The sequence below is a fragment of the Marinobacter guineae genome, from assembly GCF_002744735.1.
In the GTDB taxonomy this organism is placed as follows: domain Bacteria; phylum Pseudomonadota; class Gammaproteobacteria; order Pseudomonadales; family Oleiphilaceae; genus Marinobacter; species Marinobacter guineae.
Genome location: NZ_KZ319341.1, coordinates 88,977 through 107,842, shown reverse-complemented (window position 1 = coordinate 107,842; position 18,866 = coordinate 88,977). Strand labels below are relative to the sequence as shown.

The following is an 18,866-nucleotide window of genomic DNA, read 5'->3' as shown; positions in this document are numbered from 1 at the left end:
GATAATGACCACCAAAGAAATACTGGAATACCTGCCGCACCGATACCCGTTTTTGCTGGTGGATCGGGTAACAGAGCTCGAAAAGGGAAAGTCGATCAAGGGCTACAAGAATCTTTCATTCAACGAGGAGTTCTTCCAGGGGCATTTCCCGAACAACCCGATCATGCCGGGTGTTCTGATCATTGAAGCCATGGCCCAGCTTTCAGGCATTCTTGGTTTTGTGACCGTGGGCCGGAAACCCTCTGACGGCGTGGTACAATATCTGGCTGGAGCCAGCAAGGTACGCTGGAAGCGGCCCGTTTTGCCGGGTGACCAACTGCGCATGGAATCGGAACTCGTCTCCGGAAAACGTGGTATTTACAAATTCGATTGTCGCGCGCTGGTCGACGGTGAAGTCGTCTGCGTGGCAGAGATTCTGACCGCTGAGAGAGAAGTTTGATGGCGACAAATGACTGGTCGGGTGTCCATCCTCAGGCGATTGTAGACCCGTCAGCCAGGCTCGGGGACAACGTTACCGTTGGCCCCTGGAGCTACATTGGCCCAGATGTGGAGATCGGAGACGGTACCGAAATCCTTTCCCATGTGGTGGTCAAAGGTCCAGCAGTGATTGGCCGAAACAACCGTATTTTCCAGTTTTGCAGCATTGGTGAAGAGTGCCAGGACAAGAAATACGCAGGCGAGCTTACAACTCTGGTAATCGGTGACAACAATGTCATTCGAGAGAACTGCACCATCCACCGGGGTACGGTCCAGGACCGTGGCGAGACCCGGATTGGCAGCGGTAACCTGCTAATGGCCTACGTGCATGTGGCCCATGACTGCATCGTGGGTGACAACACCATCCTGGCCAACTGCGCGACCCTCGCAGGCCATGTATCGGTGGGTGATTACGCCATTCTGGGGGGTGGCACCATGGTGCATCAGTTCTGCCACATCGGCACGCACAGCATGGCCGCCGGCGGCAGTATCGTATTGAAAGACATACCCGCATACGTGATGGCCAGCGGCCAGTCTGCCCAGCCCCATGGCATGAACGTGGAGGGCCTGAGGCGCCGCGGATTCGGCAAGGATGTGCTGCTGGCGTTACGTCGGGCCTACAAGGTGATCTACCGCCAGGGCCTGACCACCGAGCAGGCTGTGGTAGAACTGGAAAGAGCCTATTCCGAGGTTCCGGAAGTGCGGCCTCTTATAGACTCCCTGCGTGCAGCAGACCGCGGCATCATCCGCTAACCCGGCGGGGAGCCAGTCGGTGACGGACAATCCTTCACGCGCGATCATCAGCGAGCGCAGTATCACTTTCGGAATCATTGCTGGCGAGGCATCGGGAGACATTCTCGGTGCCGGGCTGATCCGCTCCCTCCGGCATCGTTATCCCCATGCCCGTTTTGTGGGAATCGGTGGCGACGAAATGATCGCCGAAGGCTTCCATTCCCTGGTGCCCATGGAGCGCCTGTCGGTGATGGGTCTGGTGGAAGTCCTGGGTAGAATCCGCGAGCTGTTCAGCATTCGCGCTCGCTTACTCGAATACTTTTTCACCACACCACCGGATGTGGTCATCGGCATCGATTCCCCGGATTTCACCCTGGCGATTGAGCGGCGCTGCCGGGAAGCCGGCATACTCTCGGTTCATTATGTGAGCCCCTCGGTGTGGGCTTGGCGCCAGAAGCGGATCTTCAAGATCGCCAAATCTGTCAACCTAATGCTCACCCTGTTTCCCTTTGAAGCCCGGTTCTACGAGGAACACCAGATTCCGGTAGCTTTCGTGGGTCACCCCCTGGCAGACCGCATCCCCATGGAACCGGACACCTTGAAGATGAGGCAGTCCTTTGGCCTTGATGCCAGCGCGCCGGTTCTGGCGGTTCTGCCTGGAAGCCGGGCAGGGGAGGTGGGGCGCCTTGGCACCCTGTTTCTGGAAGCTGCCCGTTGGATTCAGGAAAAACGTCCGGATCTTCAGCTGGTGATTCCCTGTGTGAACCGCGATCGCGAGAAGCAGGTCCGGGAGTTGGTGGATGCACTGGATGTGAAGCTGCCGGTCACCATCGTCCTGGGTCGATCCCGGGATGTGATGGCCGCTTCCGATGTGGTTCTGCTCGCATCCGGTACGGCCACTCTGGAAGCCATGCTGTTGAAAAAGCCCATGGTGGTGGGTTACCGCCTGAGCGGATTCAGTTACGCCTTACTTTCCAAATTGGTGAAGGTGCCCCACGTGGCACTCCCCAACCTGCTGGCGAAACGCGAGTTGGTGCCTGAGCTGCTTCAGGATGACGCCACCGCCGAAAGCCTTGGCGCCGCCGTGCTCGAACGCCTGGAGAACAGCAATGAACGGGCCCGGCTCAAGGAAGCGTTCACCGAACTGCATTACACCCTGAAGCAGGGCGCCGACGAGAAAGCGGCCCAGGCTATCTCGGAACTGGTGGAAGGAGCGGCAAACTGATGGCCAAGACACTCTTGCCGCCATTTGTATGCCGTTACACCGGCTCGCTCCTGGCCGGTGTAGACGAAGTCGGTCGGGGGCCGCTGATCGGCGCCGTCGTCACTGCTGCCGTCATTCTGGATCCGGAACGGCCCATCGCCGGCCTGGCAGACTCCAAGAAACTCACCGAAAAGCGCCGAAATGTCCTTTACGACGAAATCCTCGAGCATGCTCATGCCTGGAGCATTGGAAGATGTGAGGCTCAAGAGATCGATAAGCTGAACATCTACCAGGCCACCATGCTGGCAATGGAGCGCGCCGTTTCCGGTCTCGTCATTGCGCCCGAGTATGTGCTGGTAGACGGAAACCGCTGCCCCAAATGGCATTGGCCCTCGGAGCCCGTGATAAAAGGTGACAGCCGCGTAGAAGCAATCAGCGCCGCCTCCATCATCGCCAAGGTAACCCGCGACCGCGAGATGGAAGAGCTGGAAACCCGATTCCCCGGCTTCGGCCTGGCACAGCACAAAGGCTACCCAACCCCGGTGCACCTGGAGGCACTGCGGCGCCTCGGAGCAACGCCTGAACACCGCCGCTCTTTCCGGCCGGTTCGGGAAGTCATTGATAAGGTGGGCCTCTACCAGCAAATCGTGCCGACAGAACCAGAAGAACTCCAATACCGCACTGACCTTTTTGAAGATATAGATTGACAGCGATCGATCGAATCCTTAGTATACGCGCACGTTGATCGGGGTTGCCCCGGTAAACAACCAGTTTGATGCGGGGTGGAGCAGTCTGGTAGCTCGTCGGGCTCATAACCCGAAGGTCGTAGGTTCGAATCCTGCCCCCGCTACCATTTTTAAAAGCAGATCAGTCATTGACTGATCTGCTTTTTTTTTGTGTCTTCGCGTTGACCGACAAACAGGCGTATGCTGAACGCATTGTCCACCATATACGGCCCGAAGGGTTCGGGAGCCAGTATCCAGGGATTGGGAGCATTGGCACAGATAGGGACCAACTGAACTCATCCAGGGTAATGCGCATGATGATGTACTACACGCACGAAATGGGCCGTCTTGCTCTGACTCCAGCCCGCTTGCTGGCTAACACCCAGAGCAAGATGCTTCGCCACCGGCTGAACCCCTGGTCCAGAGTTCCCGGAACCCGCAGTATTGCCTCGGCACTCAACGTGTTTGGAGATCTCACCAGGCGGTATCCCAAGCCTGCCTTCAATCTGGATACAACGGTTTGCGATGGTGAGACGGTTCTGGTCAACGAGACCATCGTCAAACGCAAACCTTTCTGCCAGCTCAAGCACTTCCAGCGCAACATTGATCGTCCCGATGACCCCAAGTTGTTAATCGTGGCGCCATTGTCCGGCCATTTTGCTTCGCTTCTCAGAGGCACTGTGGAAGCCATGTTACCGGAGCACGACGTTTACATTACAGACTGGCGGGATGCCAGTATGGTGCCGATTACGGAAGGCAATTTCGGCCTCGACGACTACATTGATTATGTTATTGATTTTATTGATCACATTGGGCCTGACACCCACGTTCTGGCAGTTTGCCAGCCGGTCGTGCCGGTGCTGGCGGCTACCGCGTTGATGGCTCAGGATGATCATCCGTCGGCGCCCCGTTCTCTGGCCCTGATGAGCGGCCCGGTGGATGGACGCGTTGATCCGACAGAACCTTGCGAGCTGGCCAGCAAACACAAGCTTTCCTGGTTCAGACGCAACCTGATTCATAGTGTGCCAGCGCCTTACCCGGGCACCATGCGCAAAGTTTACCCCGGATTTTTACAGCTGACGGGCTTCATCAATATGAATTTCGACCGCCACCTGGATGCCTATCGGGGACTGTTCAGGTCCATTCGCGATGATGACGTGCAAGAAGTCGCCCGCCACAGAGAGTTTTACGACGAATATCTGGCGGTCATGGACCTGCCCGATGCCTACTACCTGGACACCATTGAACGTGTCTTCCAGGAATTTCACCTGGCTCGTGGCTGCTTCAAGCACCGTGGCAGGCTGGTGGACCCTGCGGCCATCCGCAAAACGGCGCTGATGACAATAGAGGGCGAGAAAGATGACATTTCCAGCCCCGGCCAGACCCGCGCCGCCCACACACTCTGCGGCAACATTCCTGACGACCGCCGCGTGCACCACTTGCAGCCTGGAGTCGGCCATTACGGGACGTTCAACGGCCGCCGCTGGCGAGAGGAGATTGCTCCCAGCCTTCAGAAATTCATTCGCAAAGCCTGAGCGGACCACTGCTCAGGTTTCTTGTTGCACCTGCTTCCCTCTGCTAGTTTGAATTCATTGCTTCGAACAATACTTCAACAATGCAGCAGTGGTGAATCGAGGGAAAAGATCCATGTCCACGAAGCCCGTCAAGTCACTTTCTGGTGGCGGTGAGGAATCCCAAGGTGTCGGTAAGTCCCTTGTCAGCGCCGGGAAGCATGGCAGCCGACTGATTGCGCGTTCTGTGCTCAGACGCCTGAAAGGCGGCCGACCCAACCCGGTCAGTCTGAAGAGTATGGCAACACCCTTTGTTCGCTTTACCATGAAATTCGCCTCCCAGCCAGATGCGGTTATTACCGCTCAGATGAGGCTGGTGCAGAACGCGACCATCCTGGGAGGCGGTGCGGTGACGAGTCTGATCAGCCGGGAGCCGATGCGGGTGGCTTCACCTGAACGAGGAGATGGCCGCTTCAAGGATGATGCCTGGACCGACGTCGCCTACTTCAACTTGCTCAAGCAGGCTTATCTGATGTCGGATCGTTGGGTCAGCGACACTATCGATGATGTCCGGGGCCTTGATGACCACGACCGCCGTAAAGTTCGCTTCTTTACCAGTCAGATCACCGCCGCACTGTCACCCAGCAACTTTGTTCTGACCAATCCCGAAGTGCTGCGGGCAACGGTAGACAGCCGGGGACGCAACCTGGTGCGTGGCTTCGCCAATTTTCTTCGGGATCTCGACGAAGCCGATGGTCAGCTGTCCTTCAGAATGACAGACCCGGACGCCTTTGAGGTTGGCAAGAACCTGGCCGATACCCCTGGTGATGTCATCTACCAGAATGATCTGATGCAGCTTATCCAGTACCGACCAACCACGGAGACGGTGCATCGCCGGCCGCTTCTCGTGGTGCCGCCCTGGATCAACAAGTATTACATTCTGGACCTGGGTGCGAAAAAGTCGTTCATCCGCTATTGGGTCGAGAAAGGGCATACGGTGTTCGTTATTTCCTGGGTTAACCCGGGAAAGGAGCACGCGAGCAAGGGATTCGAGGACTACATGCTTGAGGGGCCGGTGGCGGCCCTGGATGCCATTCAGAAAGCCACCGGAGAGAGGGAGATAAACACGATCGGTTACTGCATCGGCGGGACATTGCTAGGCTGCGCGCTCGCCTGGTTGGCCGCTCGCGGCGACGATCGCGTGAAGAGTGCCACCTTCTTCAACAGCCTGCTGGACTTTTCAGACGTTGGCGATCTGGAGGTCTTTATCGACGAGGACATGATCCAGAAGATGGAAAAGGCCATGAAGAAGCAGGGCTATCTTGATGGCGCCTCCATGGCGATGGCCTTCAATATGTTGCGCGCCAACAGCCTGATCTGGTCCTTCTTTATCAACAATTACCTGCTGGGCCGCGACACGCCGCCTTTCGACCTGCTGCACTGGAATTCAGACTGCACCCGGCTACCAGGCGCCATGCACAGTTTTTACCTGCGTAACATGTATCTCGAGAATCGCCTGGGTAAGCCCGGTGGCATCACCCTTGCCGGAACGCCGATCGATCTTTCACAGGTCAAAGTGCCCGCCTATTTCGCCTCGGCCATCGAGGATCACATTGCTCTCTGGGTGTCCTGCTACAAGGGGTCGCGCTATCTGGGTGGCCCCGTTCGCTTTGTGCTGGGTGGCTCTGGCCATATCGCCGGAATCATAAACCCGCCTGACAAGCACAAATACGGCTATCGGATCAACGAAAACACGGACCTGTCACCGGATGAGTGGCTTACCGGTGCAGAGCAGTTTGAGGGCTCCTGGTGGCCGGACTGGGTCAAGTGGGCCGAGCAGTTCAGTGGCGGTGAAGTTCCGGCGAGAATGCCGGGAGACGGCGAATTGCCCGTTATTGAGCCGGCTCCTGGCTCCTATGTGCGCAATCAGCCGGCGCCGGAAGCACCCCCGCAACGCAAACCCAGGGCCGTCGCCGCCAGGAGTACAACCCGAAAGCCCGCAACGAAGAAATCGCCTCAAAGCCAGAGAAGCCGCAAACCCGTCAAAGCGAGCTGACCTCCAGTGCCCCGCCTGGTCCAGGCGGGGCACTGACTCGTTGCTTTCGCGACATTATTTGTCGCTGACTGTCGGTACGATATCTGTTACAAAGTCCCCGGCGGCTAAAACAGCCCACGGTTTCGTACTGATCCAGGAAAGGTAACATGCCCAAGTTTTTACACACGGCAGACTGGCAAATGGGGCGGGCGTTCAGTCGCTTCGAAACAGAAGATGGCGCTGCTCTGGTTGAGGCGCGGTTTGAGGCCATTGAAAAACTCGCACGGTTGGCTAACGAGCACCAGTGCGATGCGGTCCTGGTGGCAGGGGATGTCTTTGACGCCCAGACTGTCGCGGACCGGACCATTCGCCGCGTCTTCAACGCCACCAGAGAATTCACGGGCCCTTGGGTCATGCTGCCCGGAAACCATGATGCGGCATTGGCGGAAAGTGTCTGGACGCGAGCGAAGCGCCTGGGCGCGGTGCCAGATAATGTCCATCTGGCTCTGGAGCCGGGCGTTATCAATCTTAAGCCTCAAGGTCTGGCGATTCTCTGTGCCCCTCTGACGCAACGCAACACCTACAGTGACCTTACGGAAACCTTCAACACCTTGGAAACCCCGGAAAGCCTGATTCGGGTTGGGCTTGCCCATGGCAGCGTGCAGGGCGTATTGCCTGAGGACATCGACTCGACCAATCCCATACTGCCGAACCGTGCCGAAACAGCGCGCCTGGATTATCTCGCCCTTGGTGACTGGCACGGTACCAAGCAGATTGATGAGCGCACCTGGTACAGCGGCACTCCAGAGCCGGAGCGGTTCCGCAACAACGGTGCCGGCTACGCCCTGGTGGTGAACGTGCCCAAGCCAGGAGCGTTGCCGAAGGTGACGCCACTGGAAACCGCTCGCTACCAATGGCACCAGTGGCGGGAAATCCTGACTGTTGAATCTGATCTGGACCAGTTGCTGGACAGGCTCCAGGCACTGCCTGAGCTCTCCGTCGTTGATCTCCGCCTGGAAGGATCCATCACTCTGGCCGGTGAGGAGAAACTGATCAATGCACTGTCCGTGGCAGAGGCCAGATTCCGCAGCATCCAGTGTGATCGAAGCGGGTTACAGCTGGAGCCCACCGATGACGATATTGCCGCACTGAAGGCGGATGGTTACGTTGGGGAAGTGATTGAACATCTCAGGATCCAGCAACAGGACGAGGATGCTGAAGCTGCCCGGGATGCACTCGCCATTCTGGCAGGGCTGCTGAAAGACCGGAAGCAGGAGGCCAGCGAATGAGGCTTCGTCGTCTGAAGGTGGAACAGCTTCGCCAGTTCCGGCAGCCGTTTGTCATGGACGATCTGCAGCCGGGCCTCAACCTGATTCATGGCCCAAACGAGTCTGGCAAGAGCACCCTGGTGCGGGCCATTCGTGCCGCCTTTTTCGAGCGCTACCGAACCAGCTCCGTTGATGATCTTCGTCCCTGGGGCGATTCTGCTGCAGCCCCGACCATCACGCTGGACTTTGATGCCCAGCACAAATCCTGGCACTTGGTTAAAAGCTTTCTCCAGCGCAAACGCTGCGACCTTACGATTGATTCAACCAGCTACACTGAAGACGAGGCCGAAGAAAAGCTCGCGGAACTCCTGGGCTTCCAGTTCTCCGCCAAGGGTGTCAGTAAGCCCGAGCACTGGGGCGTGCCCGGATTGCTGTGGGTTGAACAGGGTACCGGGCAGAACATCGAGCAGGCGGTAGAGCACGCCGGCGAGCATCTGAAATCCGCACTCAATTCCCTGGTCGGCGAAGTGGCCAGCACCGGCGGTGACGAGCTGATCGAACAGGTCAAGGCCCGCTGGAGTGAACTGTTTACACCTACCGGCAAACCCAGTGGCGATTATCAGAGGCTGGAAAAGGAGCGGGAAGTACACCAACAGGAAATCGACGAGCTGCAGGCCCGCATCCAGAAATACCAGGAGCAGGTAGACCGGCTTGGCAAACTGACCCAGGACTACGAGCGCACCCAGCACGAACGCCCCTGGGAAGAGGTCGAGCGGCAACTTGAGCAGACGAAAGAGCGTTATCGGCAAGTCCAGAAGCTGGAACAACAGCAGGCCCAGGAAAAAGAAACCCTGACCCACCTGCAGAATAACCAACAGCTGTTACGGCAGAACCAGGAACAGCTTTGGAGCCTGAACAAAAAACTGGAAGTCCGCAAAGCAGAACTGGATAAGGCCCAGCGGGAACTGGAGCAGGCCGAGGCCCGCAGCCCCGCCACTGCGAGCAGCATCAAGGCAGCAAAAACCGCCTATGAGGCAGCCGCCAAGCAGCTCGAGCAGGCGCGCCTGCAGGACATTCGTTCCCGGCTGGAGCAGGATATCCGTCGGCTGGAACAGCAGAACCAGACTCTGACTCAGAACCTCGAAAAAGCCCGGCAATATCAGCAAGAACTGGAGCAAGCCAGGGAGCAGTCCCGACAAAATCAGATTGATTCCAGGGAAGTGAAAGTTCTCAAGAACACCGAGCATCAACTGAAAGAAGAGAGAATCCGCTCGCAAACCATCGCAACCCGATTAACCTGGCAGCTCGAGCCGGGCGCCAGGCTGGCGCTGAATGAGGAACCGCTTGAGGGGCAGGGCGAGCGACAACTGCTCGAGGAATCCAGCCTGGTGATTACTGGTGTGGGCACATTGGGAATCACCCCTGGTGGCGAGGATCTAGCCAGTACCCGCCGTAAACTGTCTGCGTTGGAGCAAAGCCTGACCGAGCAAATGACAACGCTGGGTGTGGACTCCGTTCAGCAGGCAGAGTATCGCGTTGCAGCCCATGAAGCGGCTGAAAGGACGCTGCGGCATTCCCGCGAATTGCTCGGGTCTGTCGCACCTGTGGGGATCGATCAGCTCCTGGCTGACCAGAAAGAAACCGAATCCGAGCTGCAAAAGGCAAAAGCCCAATTGCAGAACAGCCCTGCGCCAGAACCGGGCCAGCAGGCCCAGGTAACCGACGTTGCGTCGGCGGAGGCCAAGCGAACCCAGGCTGAAACCCGATTGGCCGAAGCCGAGGCCGAGGAACGCAAGCACCAAACGGAACTTTTGACCCGCCGCCAGACCCGTGACAACGCAGAATCCGAGTGGTACCAGCTGCAGGACGAAGTGCAAAACCCGGAACACCAGAAACAGCTCCAGAAGCTCTCCGCGGAACTGGCAGGAATCGAAGACAAACGGGTTCGGCTGGAAGCCACCCTGCAGGCTCGTGAGCAGGAAATAATTGAAGCCCGCCCATCGATCCTGAAACAGGACATCGAACGCTATCAGCGCAGCATCAGCAACCTGCGCCAGACCCAGGAAGAACGGCAACGGGAATTGAGAGACATACAGGTAAGGCTCGAAGCCTGGGGTGCCGAGGGCCTGGAAGAGCAATGCAACGAAAAAGTGGCTGAACTCGAGAAGTGCCATCGTCGCTACCAGGAGCTTCATCGTCGCGCCCAGGCGCTGAACCTTCTGCTTACTTTGCTGACAGAAAAACGGCAGGCACTGACCCGCCGCCTGCAGGCCCCTCTGCAAAAGCACCTGAACCACTATCTCTCGCTACTGTTCCCCCAAGCCACCCTGGAAGTGGACGAACACCTGCGGCCGGGAACCTTCTCACGAGGAACCGAACTGGGGCAGATCGCCGAGCTGAGTTTTGGCGCCCGCGAACAAATGGGATTGATCAGTCGCCTGGCCTACGCAGACCTGCTGCGGGAAGCTGGAAGGCCTACCCTGGTGATACTGGACGACACGCTGGTACACAGCGACACAGACCGCCTTGAAGACATGAAGCGAATTCTTTTCGATGCCGCCAACCGGCATCAGATACTGCTTTTTACCTGCCATCCGGAAAAGTGGAGTGACCTGGGTGTGGCGCCCAGAGACATTCTGGCAATGAAAGAGCAGGCTTGTAGTGCCCCGGGTTAGAAAGCTGCAGATGATGGCACCGGCGCACTTCCAACGTTGTAGAAAATCATCGCCGAAGATTAAATCTCGCCCGGCTACAAGCGTTGTTGGGGGCAATCGCCGCCAACGTCCTTGAGGGTATGCTGCAACAACGTCTGCGTTTGAAAACCAACCTTCAGGTAGCTGAGTGGTTGGGCGTGTAATCACCCTGCCCGGGCAAGAAAACCCCGCTCTACCAGCACCTGTCTCCCTATTCAATAACCTTTGACCGACAATAAACTGACGATTTCGTAACTTGGAAAGTGACGGGATTCGCATCGATAATCGGCGCCGTTTTATAAAATTTCACAAATTCGATGAAATAGTGGTGCTGAATGTATACCAAGCGCGTCATCAAAATGTCACAGGCATGGATTGCCGCGTTTATTTTTGGGATTCTGCTTACAGGGTGTGGCGGGGGTGGTTCTTCTGAATCTGCCAGTTCTCGCTTACCGGATTCACAGGCTGGTTCCAGTGGGCCGGTTTCAGCGCCGGAGCGCACTGCGGTTCTAAGCTGGAGCGCACCGCTTACCCGGGTTAATGGCGAGAGTATCCCGATGGGCGAACTGGACAAATACGTTATCCGGTACGGTCAGGATACCGATAACCTCAGCGAAAAAGTCGTTGTCACGAATGCTGCTACCGAGGCAGAGATGTCATACGAAGTAGGCGGCCTGGGGAATGGCACCTGGTACTTCACTATTCAGGTGGAGGATATTAACGGGCTGATCAGCGAGCCCTCCGAAGTGGTGAGCAAGTCCGTCAGTTCCTGATGTTCCCAGCCCGTTTGCCTGACGGTATGTGGTCTCAGGCCAACGGGTCGGCAATCGGCAGTTTCAGAGTGAAGGCAGAGCCTTCGCCCACAGTGGAGGAGACCGAAATCTCCCCTCGGTGTTTCTCCACCACGGTTTTTACGAAGGAAAGTCCGAGTCCGGTGCCGTGCACTCCGGCCAGCTCGCTGCTTTTTTGACGCCGGTAACGGTCAAACAGGTATGGCAGCTCCTCGGGATCTATTCCGGAGCCTTCGTCGGCGATGGTCAGGCACGCCTGGTGGCCCGCCCGGAATACCTGAATGCTGACGCCGGAGCCTCCCGGACTGTACTGAACCGCGTTGGTAAGCAGGTTGATCACCGCTCGCTCCAATAGCTCGGCGTTACCCCTGAGCCAAAGATCCTCCGTGCCCTGCAGCTGAAGCTGTATCTGTTTCTCCACCGCTTGTTCACTAACGCTGTCACGGGCGTTTTCAACGATGGCGAGGAACTCGCATTCGTAGAACCGGGTTTCAGTAAGCTGCTCGGCCCGGGCAAGCTGTACGAATTCCTCTGCCAGGTGATAGCTTCGCCGGGCGAGTCTTCCCAGTTGCTCCAGCTGGCTTTGTTCAATGTGGCTGGGGTCGCGTTTGAGCTGTTCAATAAGTGCTAGCTGAGACACCAGAGGTGAGCGGACATCGTGGGAAATAAAGTCGATGGCCTCGCGATGCTGGCGCTGCTGCTCCCGCAGTTCCGAGATGTCGGAAATGTTGGCGATGATGCCTTGCTGGTCAGTGTCGGGCAGCGAAAACGGGGCGAAATGAATCAGGAAGTCCTTGTCGCGAATTCTCAGATCCACGGTGCGACTTTGCCGCAGTGTCAGGGTGTCTGAAACCGTTTCATGCCAGGGAGGGGTTTCCCGGGGGTCGTGGCCCTCAAGGAGTCTGACCAGAGGCAGACCGCCCAGGCTGGGCATGGGCTCCCGAAACCATTCTTCGATATGGCCATTGGCAAAGCGGATAACGCCCAGCTCGTCGGTCACGATGATGCCATCTGGCATTCGTTCGAAGCTCCTGCGGATGAACTGCTGCATCTGATTCAGCCGATCCGTGGCAACGCGAACCCGTTCGATTCGTGCGGAGATGTTCTCGTTGGGCCGGGCGTTGCGGTTTGCCCGTGCTGTCTGCTCAAGATGAAGCCTGCCAAGATAGCGCTGGATGGCTTCGCGGCCGAGGTCGTTGGGCAGTAACAGGCCAAGGTGGTAGCGGGTGTCTCCGCGCAAGAGCTGAATCCAGCTGCGGTTGCTGTCGTGGAGCCAGTCGCCAGGTGTCAGATCTTCCGGAATGTCTGCGGGGCAGAGGTTTCGCCTGGACAGGATGTCGCCTTCTTCCGTGAGCAGCCATCCGGTGGGCTGGAACAGGGCCTGTAAATGCTCCAGCAGCTGTGTTGGGTGTCGACCTGAAGGTGCGGGGAGGGCAACCTGGGGGCTTCTGGCCAGATCATCCAGCTGGCGGTTCAGGAACCGGTTGGTCATGGCCAGACGAAGGCCGCTGGATACCGGGAAGGCCAGGAAAGGAACGATCATCGCACTGGCGAGTGGTACCCACCATCTGAGAACCAGAAGCATGAACAGATAAAATCCGGCCAGCGCAACCACTGCAGTTGCGCAGGCCAGGAGAGTCCGTGCCGGCCGCATGGGAGGCAGGGCAAGTGCGAACACCAGAATCGTTGCCAGTGCCAGAAGCGCAGATACCCAGTCCGGTGCCGGGCGAATAAGCAGGCTCCTGGCCTGGGCAGAAAACACATTGGCGTGGAACTCCACACCGGACATGGGCCGGCTGAGGCCGGAGAAGGGCGTTGGCAGTATGTCTCCGAAGCCTGCGGCCGTGGCACCGACAAATACGGTCTTGCCGCTGAAAAGTTCCGGCGCCGGTGCGTGAGTCAGTACCTGGGCGAACGAGTACGCCGGCAGGGAACCGGCACCGCCGATCAGGGGAACGGCCCGGTACTGATCCCGCACGTTCACGTATGGGGGTGTGTCTTCGGTTTTCGCGCGTTGCGGCCCTTCGCCCGTTGCGGCCAGGGAAAGGCTGGGCCAGAGACGCTCGCCGAGACCGTTATAGAGATAAAGACCCCGGGCAACACCGTCGCTGTCCAGCTCGACATGGGCGTGGCCAAGGCCAGCGGCCGCTGAAGCAAGTGGACCGACGGGAAGTTGTTCGCTTAACAGGTACTGGGAGGTGGGTGGTGACAGATATGCCGGCAGAATCACATTGCCGTGGTCATGCATCTGTTCGGCCAGTTCGTCATCATCGGGTGAGGGCTCAGCAAACAGGATGTCGAAAACGATGGTTTCAGCGCCTGCCTGGTCGAGTTTTGCAATCAGTTCCGCGTGCAGATTCCGGGGCCATGGCCAACGACCCAGACGGTTCAGGCTGAGTTCGTCGATGGTTACCAGAACAACGTCGTCAGATGCCTGCACCGGGTTGGCGGTGATGACCCTGTCGTAAAGCCAGTAATCGAGGCGCTGGGGCAGTGCGGTGATCTGGATGAGCAGAAGGAGTGCCAGCAGTATCAGGCCCAGTGTCCAGGGGGTCGTTTTAATTGGCAGCCAATCCCGGTTCATGAGCCCTGCTGTGTGTCGGTCGAAAAACGGATTATTCCAGGTACAATTCCCTCCCAGGTCCCCAGCGGCTTTGCAGCGGACCATCAGAAAGAGCTTTCAGGCGCACAAAATACCGCCTTCCGGGAATCAGACGCAAGGCTGCCGTGGTATCAGACAGAGTTGCTTCCTTGATAATGTTGTTGAATCCCGGCTCTTCAGACAGCTGCAGGCGGTAATCTGTCGCCGTGACGATCTTCTCCCAGAACACTCGCACCTGGCTGTCGATGTAGTTGACGCTGATGATGCGTACCGGCGGCAGGCTGCCATTGACCACAAGCTGCCGTGCCTCGGTGGTGGCCACGGAGTTGCCTCCGGCCTCGGTGACAACACGCCAGTAATATTTGCCCGGCCCGAGAGGGCGTGATGGCAGGGCCGAGGTTTCCGGTGCCCATTCGCTGGTGGCGACCAGGTTCCGGAAGTCTTGGTCTTCGGCGACTTCCACCCGGGCCACTTCGTTGTCGCCGTTGAGCTGCCACCGGAATTCCGGCATGTCATCGTTCACGGTTTCACCGTCTGAGGGTGATACCAGGCTTGCTATTCTGGCCTGCAGGTCGACGTCGACAGGAATCACGCCAGGCATACCGGCGATGCCGCGGCTGTCCAGAGCGGCCAGGTGAATTTCGTAGCTGCCGTTGTCCAGCCGGCCGATATCAAAGCTGTTACCGGTAATTTTCCGGCTTTCCACCCAGCGGCCGCTGTCGGCTTCAAAAATGTCCACCCGGTGCAGGGGGGCTCGGCTTTCCTGCCAGGTCATTGTTGATGGCAATTGGGTCAGCGTTGGGGGTAGAGGGTTGATTGCCGGAGCGGGCGGCAGGCGGCGAATGCTCAGGCCGCTGTTGCTATTGGTAGACAGACTGGCACCGAAGCCGGCGGGAATACGGCGGGTTTTGCCCGGTGCGCCGAAATCCACCTCGCCTTCGGTTACCTGCAGGCTGGTGCCTTTGGCTGAGGCCTGGAGGGCAAATGCGGTGCCGCGCACGGCGGCTACGGCTGACGGAGTTTCAATCTCAAAACGTGCTCCACCTTCTATTACCGGTTTTACCCGGGTGTGGATTTCACCGTGGTTGAGCCGCAGGCGGGTGTCGACCATGCCAGCCTTGCCGTATTGGGTCAGACGATTGAATATCAGGCGGGAGTTGGGCGAGATCCTTACTTCCGAGCCGTCGGCCAGTTCGATGGTCGCGGTACCAGAGGCCGACAGAATCTCGTCGCCCACTCGAATCAGGGTGTCTTCGCTCAGGGGTATCTTGCGGCCGGTGTTGCCTGAAATCAGTTGAACAGTTCCCGAGACGGTGGTGGCCTTCGCCGGTTGTGGCTGGCGCTTCAGCCACGCCAGGGGAATGCGAACGGCGTCGCCGGCACCGAGGATGGCGCCATTGCTGATCTTGTTGTACTGAAGCAGGCGGCTGGTGCTGAAGTTCTGTGCCAGCAAGTCGTTTGCCACTTCCGAGAAGCTCTCGCCCGGGTGCAGGGTGTAGATCCACTCCGGCACCGGGCTGGCCGACGAAGCATCAGGCTGCCCGGCGGACCCACGGGCTACCGACAGTTCCGCAGCTGTCGGAAACGCACAGGCGAGGAGGGTAATTGTCAGCAGTAGTGCAGGCAGCCTTGGCAACCGAGTATCAATCATTGGTTACCGTGTCTGTCTCAGGTGAATCGACATCCTGCTCCTGGGCTTTCATGGTTTCCAGGCGGTAGCCGCGTTGGTAAATGGTTTTGATCCGGAAACCGTTTTCCGGATTCAGGCCCAGGCGCCGGCGAAGACGGCTCATGTGGGTGTCAACAGTGCGGGTGTTGATATCGCGGGCCAGGCCCCAGACCCGCTCAAGCAGCATTTCCCGGGTCAGCAGCCGGCCCTGGTTCTGGAACAGGAACAGGGTCAGGTCAAAATCCTTGTCTGTCAGCGTGAGTTCTTCGCCATGCAGGGCAATGGTTCGGTGCTGGGTGTTGATTTCGAAAGGTCCATAACGAAGGACTTCCTTTTCGCTGTCCGGATTCGTGCGTCTGGCCAGGGCGTTGATACGCGCAACCAGTTCCGCCGCCCGGGCGGGCTTGGCGAGGTAATCGTCGGCACCGGCGTCCAGGGCGCGGACGATATCGGCTTCGCTGTCGCGCTGGGTGAGAAAAACCACGGGAATCGGCCAGTTCAGTTGGGCCCGTACGCTTTCAAGAACGTCGATACCGGTCATGTCCGGAATTTGCCAGTCGAGGATCAGGAGCTCGTAGCTGCGATGCAGTACCGCGCTCAGGAAGTTCTGGCCGGTAGGGAAGCTGTCGCAGTGGTGTCCGCGCTCAGACAGAATCGATTGGATGTGCTGTGCCTGTTCGGTTTCGTCTTCAAGCAAAGCAATACGCATTAAGCCTCTCCCGGAGTTTTGCTTTTTTTGCCAGGCATGGTGCAGAGCTTTGGGCGGAGTGCTCTGCTATATCAACCAATTATCACAAAATGTGCATTTGTGTTCAGTATCGTTATGTAGATTTGCGTAAACGGACTGCGGGTTTTCCGTTGTCATCATCCAGCGTTTGTCGGCAGCCGGGGAAATTACTGCAGCCCCAGAACCAGCCTTTTTTTCCTTTTCGCCGAACCAGGGGTGAGAAGCAGTGGGGGCAGGGGATCGGCTTTTGGCTGGTACCGTCCTGGGGGCTGGCCTCTTCCAGTGGGCGAGTGCCGCGGCAATCCGGGTAGCGGGTGCAGGCATAGAAGCGCCCGAACTTGCCGTCCCGTTCGAGCATGGGGGCCCGGCATTTCGGGCAGTGGGGCTGGTTTTCCGGTGCGCCAGTCTCAGGAGCCGTGGAACCGCCCGCTGGCTGGCCCTGGGGCCGGTTCAGGAAGCCGCGAATTTCCTGTTTCAGGGTTTCCAGAAACTTTTTCGGGTCGCCCTCGCCACGGCGAATGCTCTCCAGGGTGGCCTCCCACACCGCCGTGCGATCCGGCGTACTGGCCGATTCAGGCAGGGCGCTGATCAGTGCCTTGCCTTTGTCCGTGGCGCGGATGTGTCGGCTGTCCCGGTACAGATAATCCCGTTTGAAAAGAGTGTCGATGATGGCCGCCCGGGTCGCCTCTGTGCCGAGGCCATCGGTTTCGCGCAGGGTTTTTCGAAGCTCGGTGTCGGTTACAAAACGGGCGATATTTGTCATCGCCGATAACAAGGTGGCATCGGTAAAATGCTGGGGCGGCTGCGTCTTCCGCTCTACAACGGAGGTGTCTTCGCAGAAAACCGGTTCGTCCTTCTCCAGTCGGGGTAGCGGTGTTTTCTCCAGTTCGGTACGGCCTTCCCTGAGTTTTATCTCCAGGGCTTTCCAGCCGGGCACCAGAAGGGCGGTTTCCGTGGCCCGGAACTGGTGTTCCCCCACCCGTACCGTAAGCTTGCCTTCCCGGTGCACTGCGTCTGCGGCAAACTGCATCAGGTAGTAGCGGCTGATCAGGCCGTAGATTTTCTGTTCCGCCGCACTGAGTTTGCCGTTGGGCGTCGGCCGGCTGGTGGGGATAATCGCATGGTGGGCATCTACCTGTTTGTCGTTCCAGGCGGCGGTTTTCCGTTCCAGGTTCGCGCCATCACAGGCTTGCTGAAGGTCCGGCGCCACCCGGCCGATCGCCCGCACCACCTGTTCCCGCTGGTCGTAATGCCCTTCCGGCAGGTAACGGCAATCGGAACGGGGGTAGGTGATCAGCTGGTGGCGTTCGTAGAGGTTCTGGGCGGTATCAAGCACCTCTTTGGCGCCCATCCGGAACAACCGGCCGGCTTCGATCTGCAGTGCCGACAGGGAAAATGGCAGTGGCGGTGCTTCCGGTCGGTCCCGGAAGCGGGATTCGGTGATCTTGCCGGGCCGGCTTTGTACGCTCTGGGCTATCTCCTCGGCCACTTCCCGGCTTAGCAGGCGATTTTCTTCGTCAAGGTGGTCCTGGAATTGGTCGTCCGGTAGCCAGCGGGCGGTGAAGGTTTGCTGGTCGGCTTCTTCTTCCTCGGCCTTGAAGCGGGCCTCAATCCTGAAATAGGGTCTGGGCTGGAAGTTCTCGATGGTGTTGTCCCGTTCCACCACCAGGCCAAGCACCGGGGTTTGCACCCGGCCAACGGAATAGACACCCTGTTCTCCTTGCTGCTGGTAACTGAGGGTGTAGAAGCGGGTCAGGTTGATGCCGTAGAGCCAGTCGGCCCGCTGCCTGGCCAAGGCCGAGTGGGAAAGGCGCCGGAATTCGCGGTTATCTTTCGGGCTCCGGAGCGCTTTGGCCACGGCCGCCGGGGTCAGATCGTTGATCAGGACCCGCTTTACCGGTGCGCTGGCACCGAAATAGCGGATAACTTCGTCCACCAGGAGCTGGCCTTCGCGGTCCGGGTCGCCGGCGTGGGTGATGGTTTCGGCCTGGCGGATCAGGGATTCGAGGACTTTGAGCTGTTGGCGCACGCTGTCCTTGGGCATGACTTCCCATTTTTCGGGAAACAGGGGGAGGTCTTCCAGGCGCCATTTTTTCCAGGCCGGGTTGTAGCGGGCGGGTTCGGCCGGTTCCAGTAGGTGGCCGATGCACCAGCTGACGGTGGCTGCCTGTTCGCCCTGGCCACAGCGAATCCAGCCCTGGCCTTTCTGGTGCGGGCCGGGTAGGGCGGCGGCGATGGCGCGGCCGAGGCTTGGTTTTTCGGCGATGTACAGGTGCATGGGGTCTGGTGTTTTGGAAACGGGATGGGAATGTGGCGTTTTGGCTTTATGCTGTCAAGGTTCGGGTGGTGCCTTGTATGTGTAGTAGACTGGGAGTGTTGGTGGAGGCGGCTGTGAAGATGGCCTTCCCAAAAGACGCCGTGAACCCATCCTT

13 protein-coding genes and 1 tRNA gene are annotated in these 18,866 nt (G+C 58.6%); 10 read left to right on the top strand and 4 right to left on the bottom strand.

Annotation, left to right across the window (positions count from 1 at the left end):
* Position 1 precedes the first annotated feature (1 nt).
* From fabZ to CLH62_RS21435, 10 genes are all read left to right on the top strand, one after another.
* Entirely contained in the window at positions 2 to 439 is a 438-nt protein-coding gene (gene fabZ / locus CLH62_RS14815; protein WP_099619482.1) for a 3-hydroxyacyl-ACP dehydratase FabZ, read from the top strand.
* Positions 439 to 1,230 carry an acyl-ACP--UDP-N-acetylglucosamine O-acyltransferase gene (lpxA, locus tag CLH62_RS14810; RefSeq protein WP_099618974.1) on the top strand — a complete coding sequence of 264 codons (792 nt, stop codon included), beginning with the start codon at positions 439 to 441 and terminating at the stop codon, positions 1,228 to 1,230. Before fabZ ends, lpxA begins: the two co-directional genes overlap by 1 nt.
* A 19-nt stretch (positions 1,231 to 1,249) precedes the next feature.
* Entirely contained in the window at positions 1,250 to 2,434 is a 1,185-nt protein-coding gene (gene lpxB, locus CLH62_RS14805; protein ID WP_099618973.1) for a lipid-A-disaccharide synthase, read from the top strand.
* Complete coding sequence (rnhB, locus tag CLH62_RS14800) at positions 2,434 to 3,120, top strand: ribonuclease HII (RefSeq protein WP_099618972.1); 687 nt, start codon at positions 2,434 to 2,436, stop codon at positions 3,118 to 3,120. The genes lpxB and rnhB overlap by 1 nt, the downstream gene beginning before the upstream one ends.
* Positions 3,121 to 3,189: 69 nt before the next feature.
* Positions 3,190 to 3,266 (top strand) — tRNA-Met (locus tag CLH62_RS14795).
* 186 nt (positions 3,267 to 3,452) lie between these two features.
* Entirely contained in the window at positions 3,453 to 4,673 is a 1,221-nt protein-coding gene (locus CLH62_RS14790; protein ID WP_228152868.1) for a polyhydroxyalkanoate depolymerase, read from the top strand.
* A 112-nt stretch (positions 4,674 to 4,785) separates the two neighbouring features.
* Positions 4,786 to 6,705, top strand: a complete 1,920-nt coding sequence (gene phaC, locus CLH62_RS14785) for a class I poly(R)-hydroxyalkanoic acid synthase (RefSeq protein ID WP_099618971.1) — start codon at positions 4,786 to 4,788, stop codon at positions 6,703 to 6,705.
* A 146-nt stretch (positions 6,706 to 6,851) separates the two neighbouring features.
* Positions 6,852 to 7,973 carry a metallophosphoesterase family protein gene (locus CLH62_RS14780; protein ID WP_099618970.1) on the top strand — a complete coding sequence of 374 codons (1,122 nt, stop codon included), beginning with the start codon at positions 6,852 to 6,854 and terminating at the stop codon, positions 7,971 to 7,973.
* Positions 7,970 to 10,627 (top strand): AAA family ATPase, encoded by a 2,658-nt coding sequence (locus CLH62_RS14775; RefSeq protein WP_099618969.1) that lies wholly within the window; start codon positions 7,970 to 7,972, stop codon positions 10,625 to 10,627. Before CLH62_RS14780 ends, CLH62_RS14775 begins: the two co-directional genes overlap by 4 nt.
* A 377-nt stretch (positions 10,628 to 11,004) precedes the next feature.
* The gene (locus tag CLH62_RS21435; RefSeq protein ID WP_228152867.1) at positions 11,005 to 11,418 is read left to right on the top strand and encodes a fibronectin type III domain-containing protein; all 414 of its coding nucleotides are present in this window, start codon (positions 11,005 to 11,007) and stop codon (positions 11,416 to 11,418) included.
* A gap of 34 nt (positions 11,419 to 11,452) precedes the next feature.
* Here CLH62_RS21435 and CLH62_RS14765 read toward each other — a convergent pair whose 3' ends face one another.
* From CLH62_RS14765 to CLH62_RS14750, 4 genes are all read right to left on the bottom strand, one after another.
* Positions 11,453 to 14,020: a CHASE2 domain-containing protein gene (locus CLH62_RS14765; protein ID WP_099618968.1), complete on the bottom strand. Its 2,568-nt coding sequence runs from the start codon at positions 14,018 to 14,020 to the stop codon at positions 11,453 to 11,455.
* A gap of 31 nt (positions 14,021 to 14,051) precedes the next feature.
* Positions 14,052 to 15,689: a FecR family protein gene (locus tag CLH62_RS14760; protein ID WP_099618967.1), complete on the bottom strand. Its 1,638-nt coding sequence runs from the start codon at positions 15,687 to 15,689 to the stop codon at positions 14,052 to 14,054.
* Positions 15,682 to 16,416, bottom strand: coding sequence for a response regulator transcription factor (locus CLH62_RS14755; protein WP_099618966.1), 735 nt, complete (start codon positions 16,414 to 16,416; stop codon positions 15,682 to 15,684). Before CLH62_RS14755 ends, CLH62_RS14760 begins: the two co-directional genes overlap by 8 nt.
* A gap of 112 nt (positions 16,417 to 16,528) precedes the next feature.
* A complete protein-coding gene (locus CLH62_RS14750) occupies positions 16,529 to 18,712 on the bottom strand; it encodes a DNA topoisomerase III (RefSeq protein ID WP_099618965.1) in 2,184 nt (727 codons plus the stop codon).
* Positions 18,713 to 18,866: the final 154 nt, after the last annotated feature.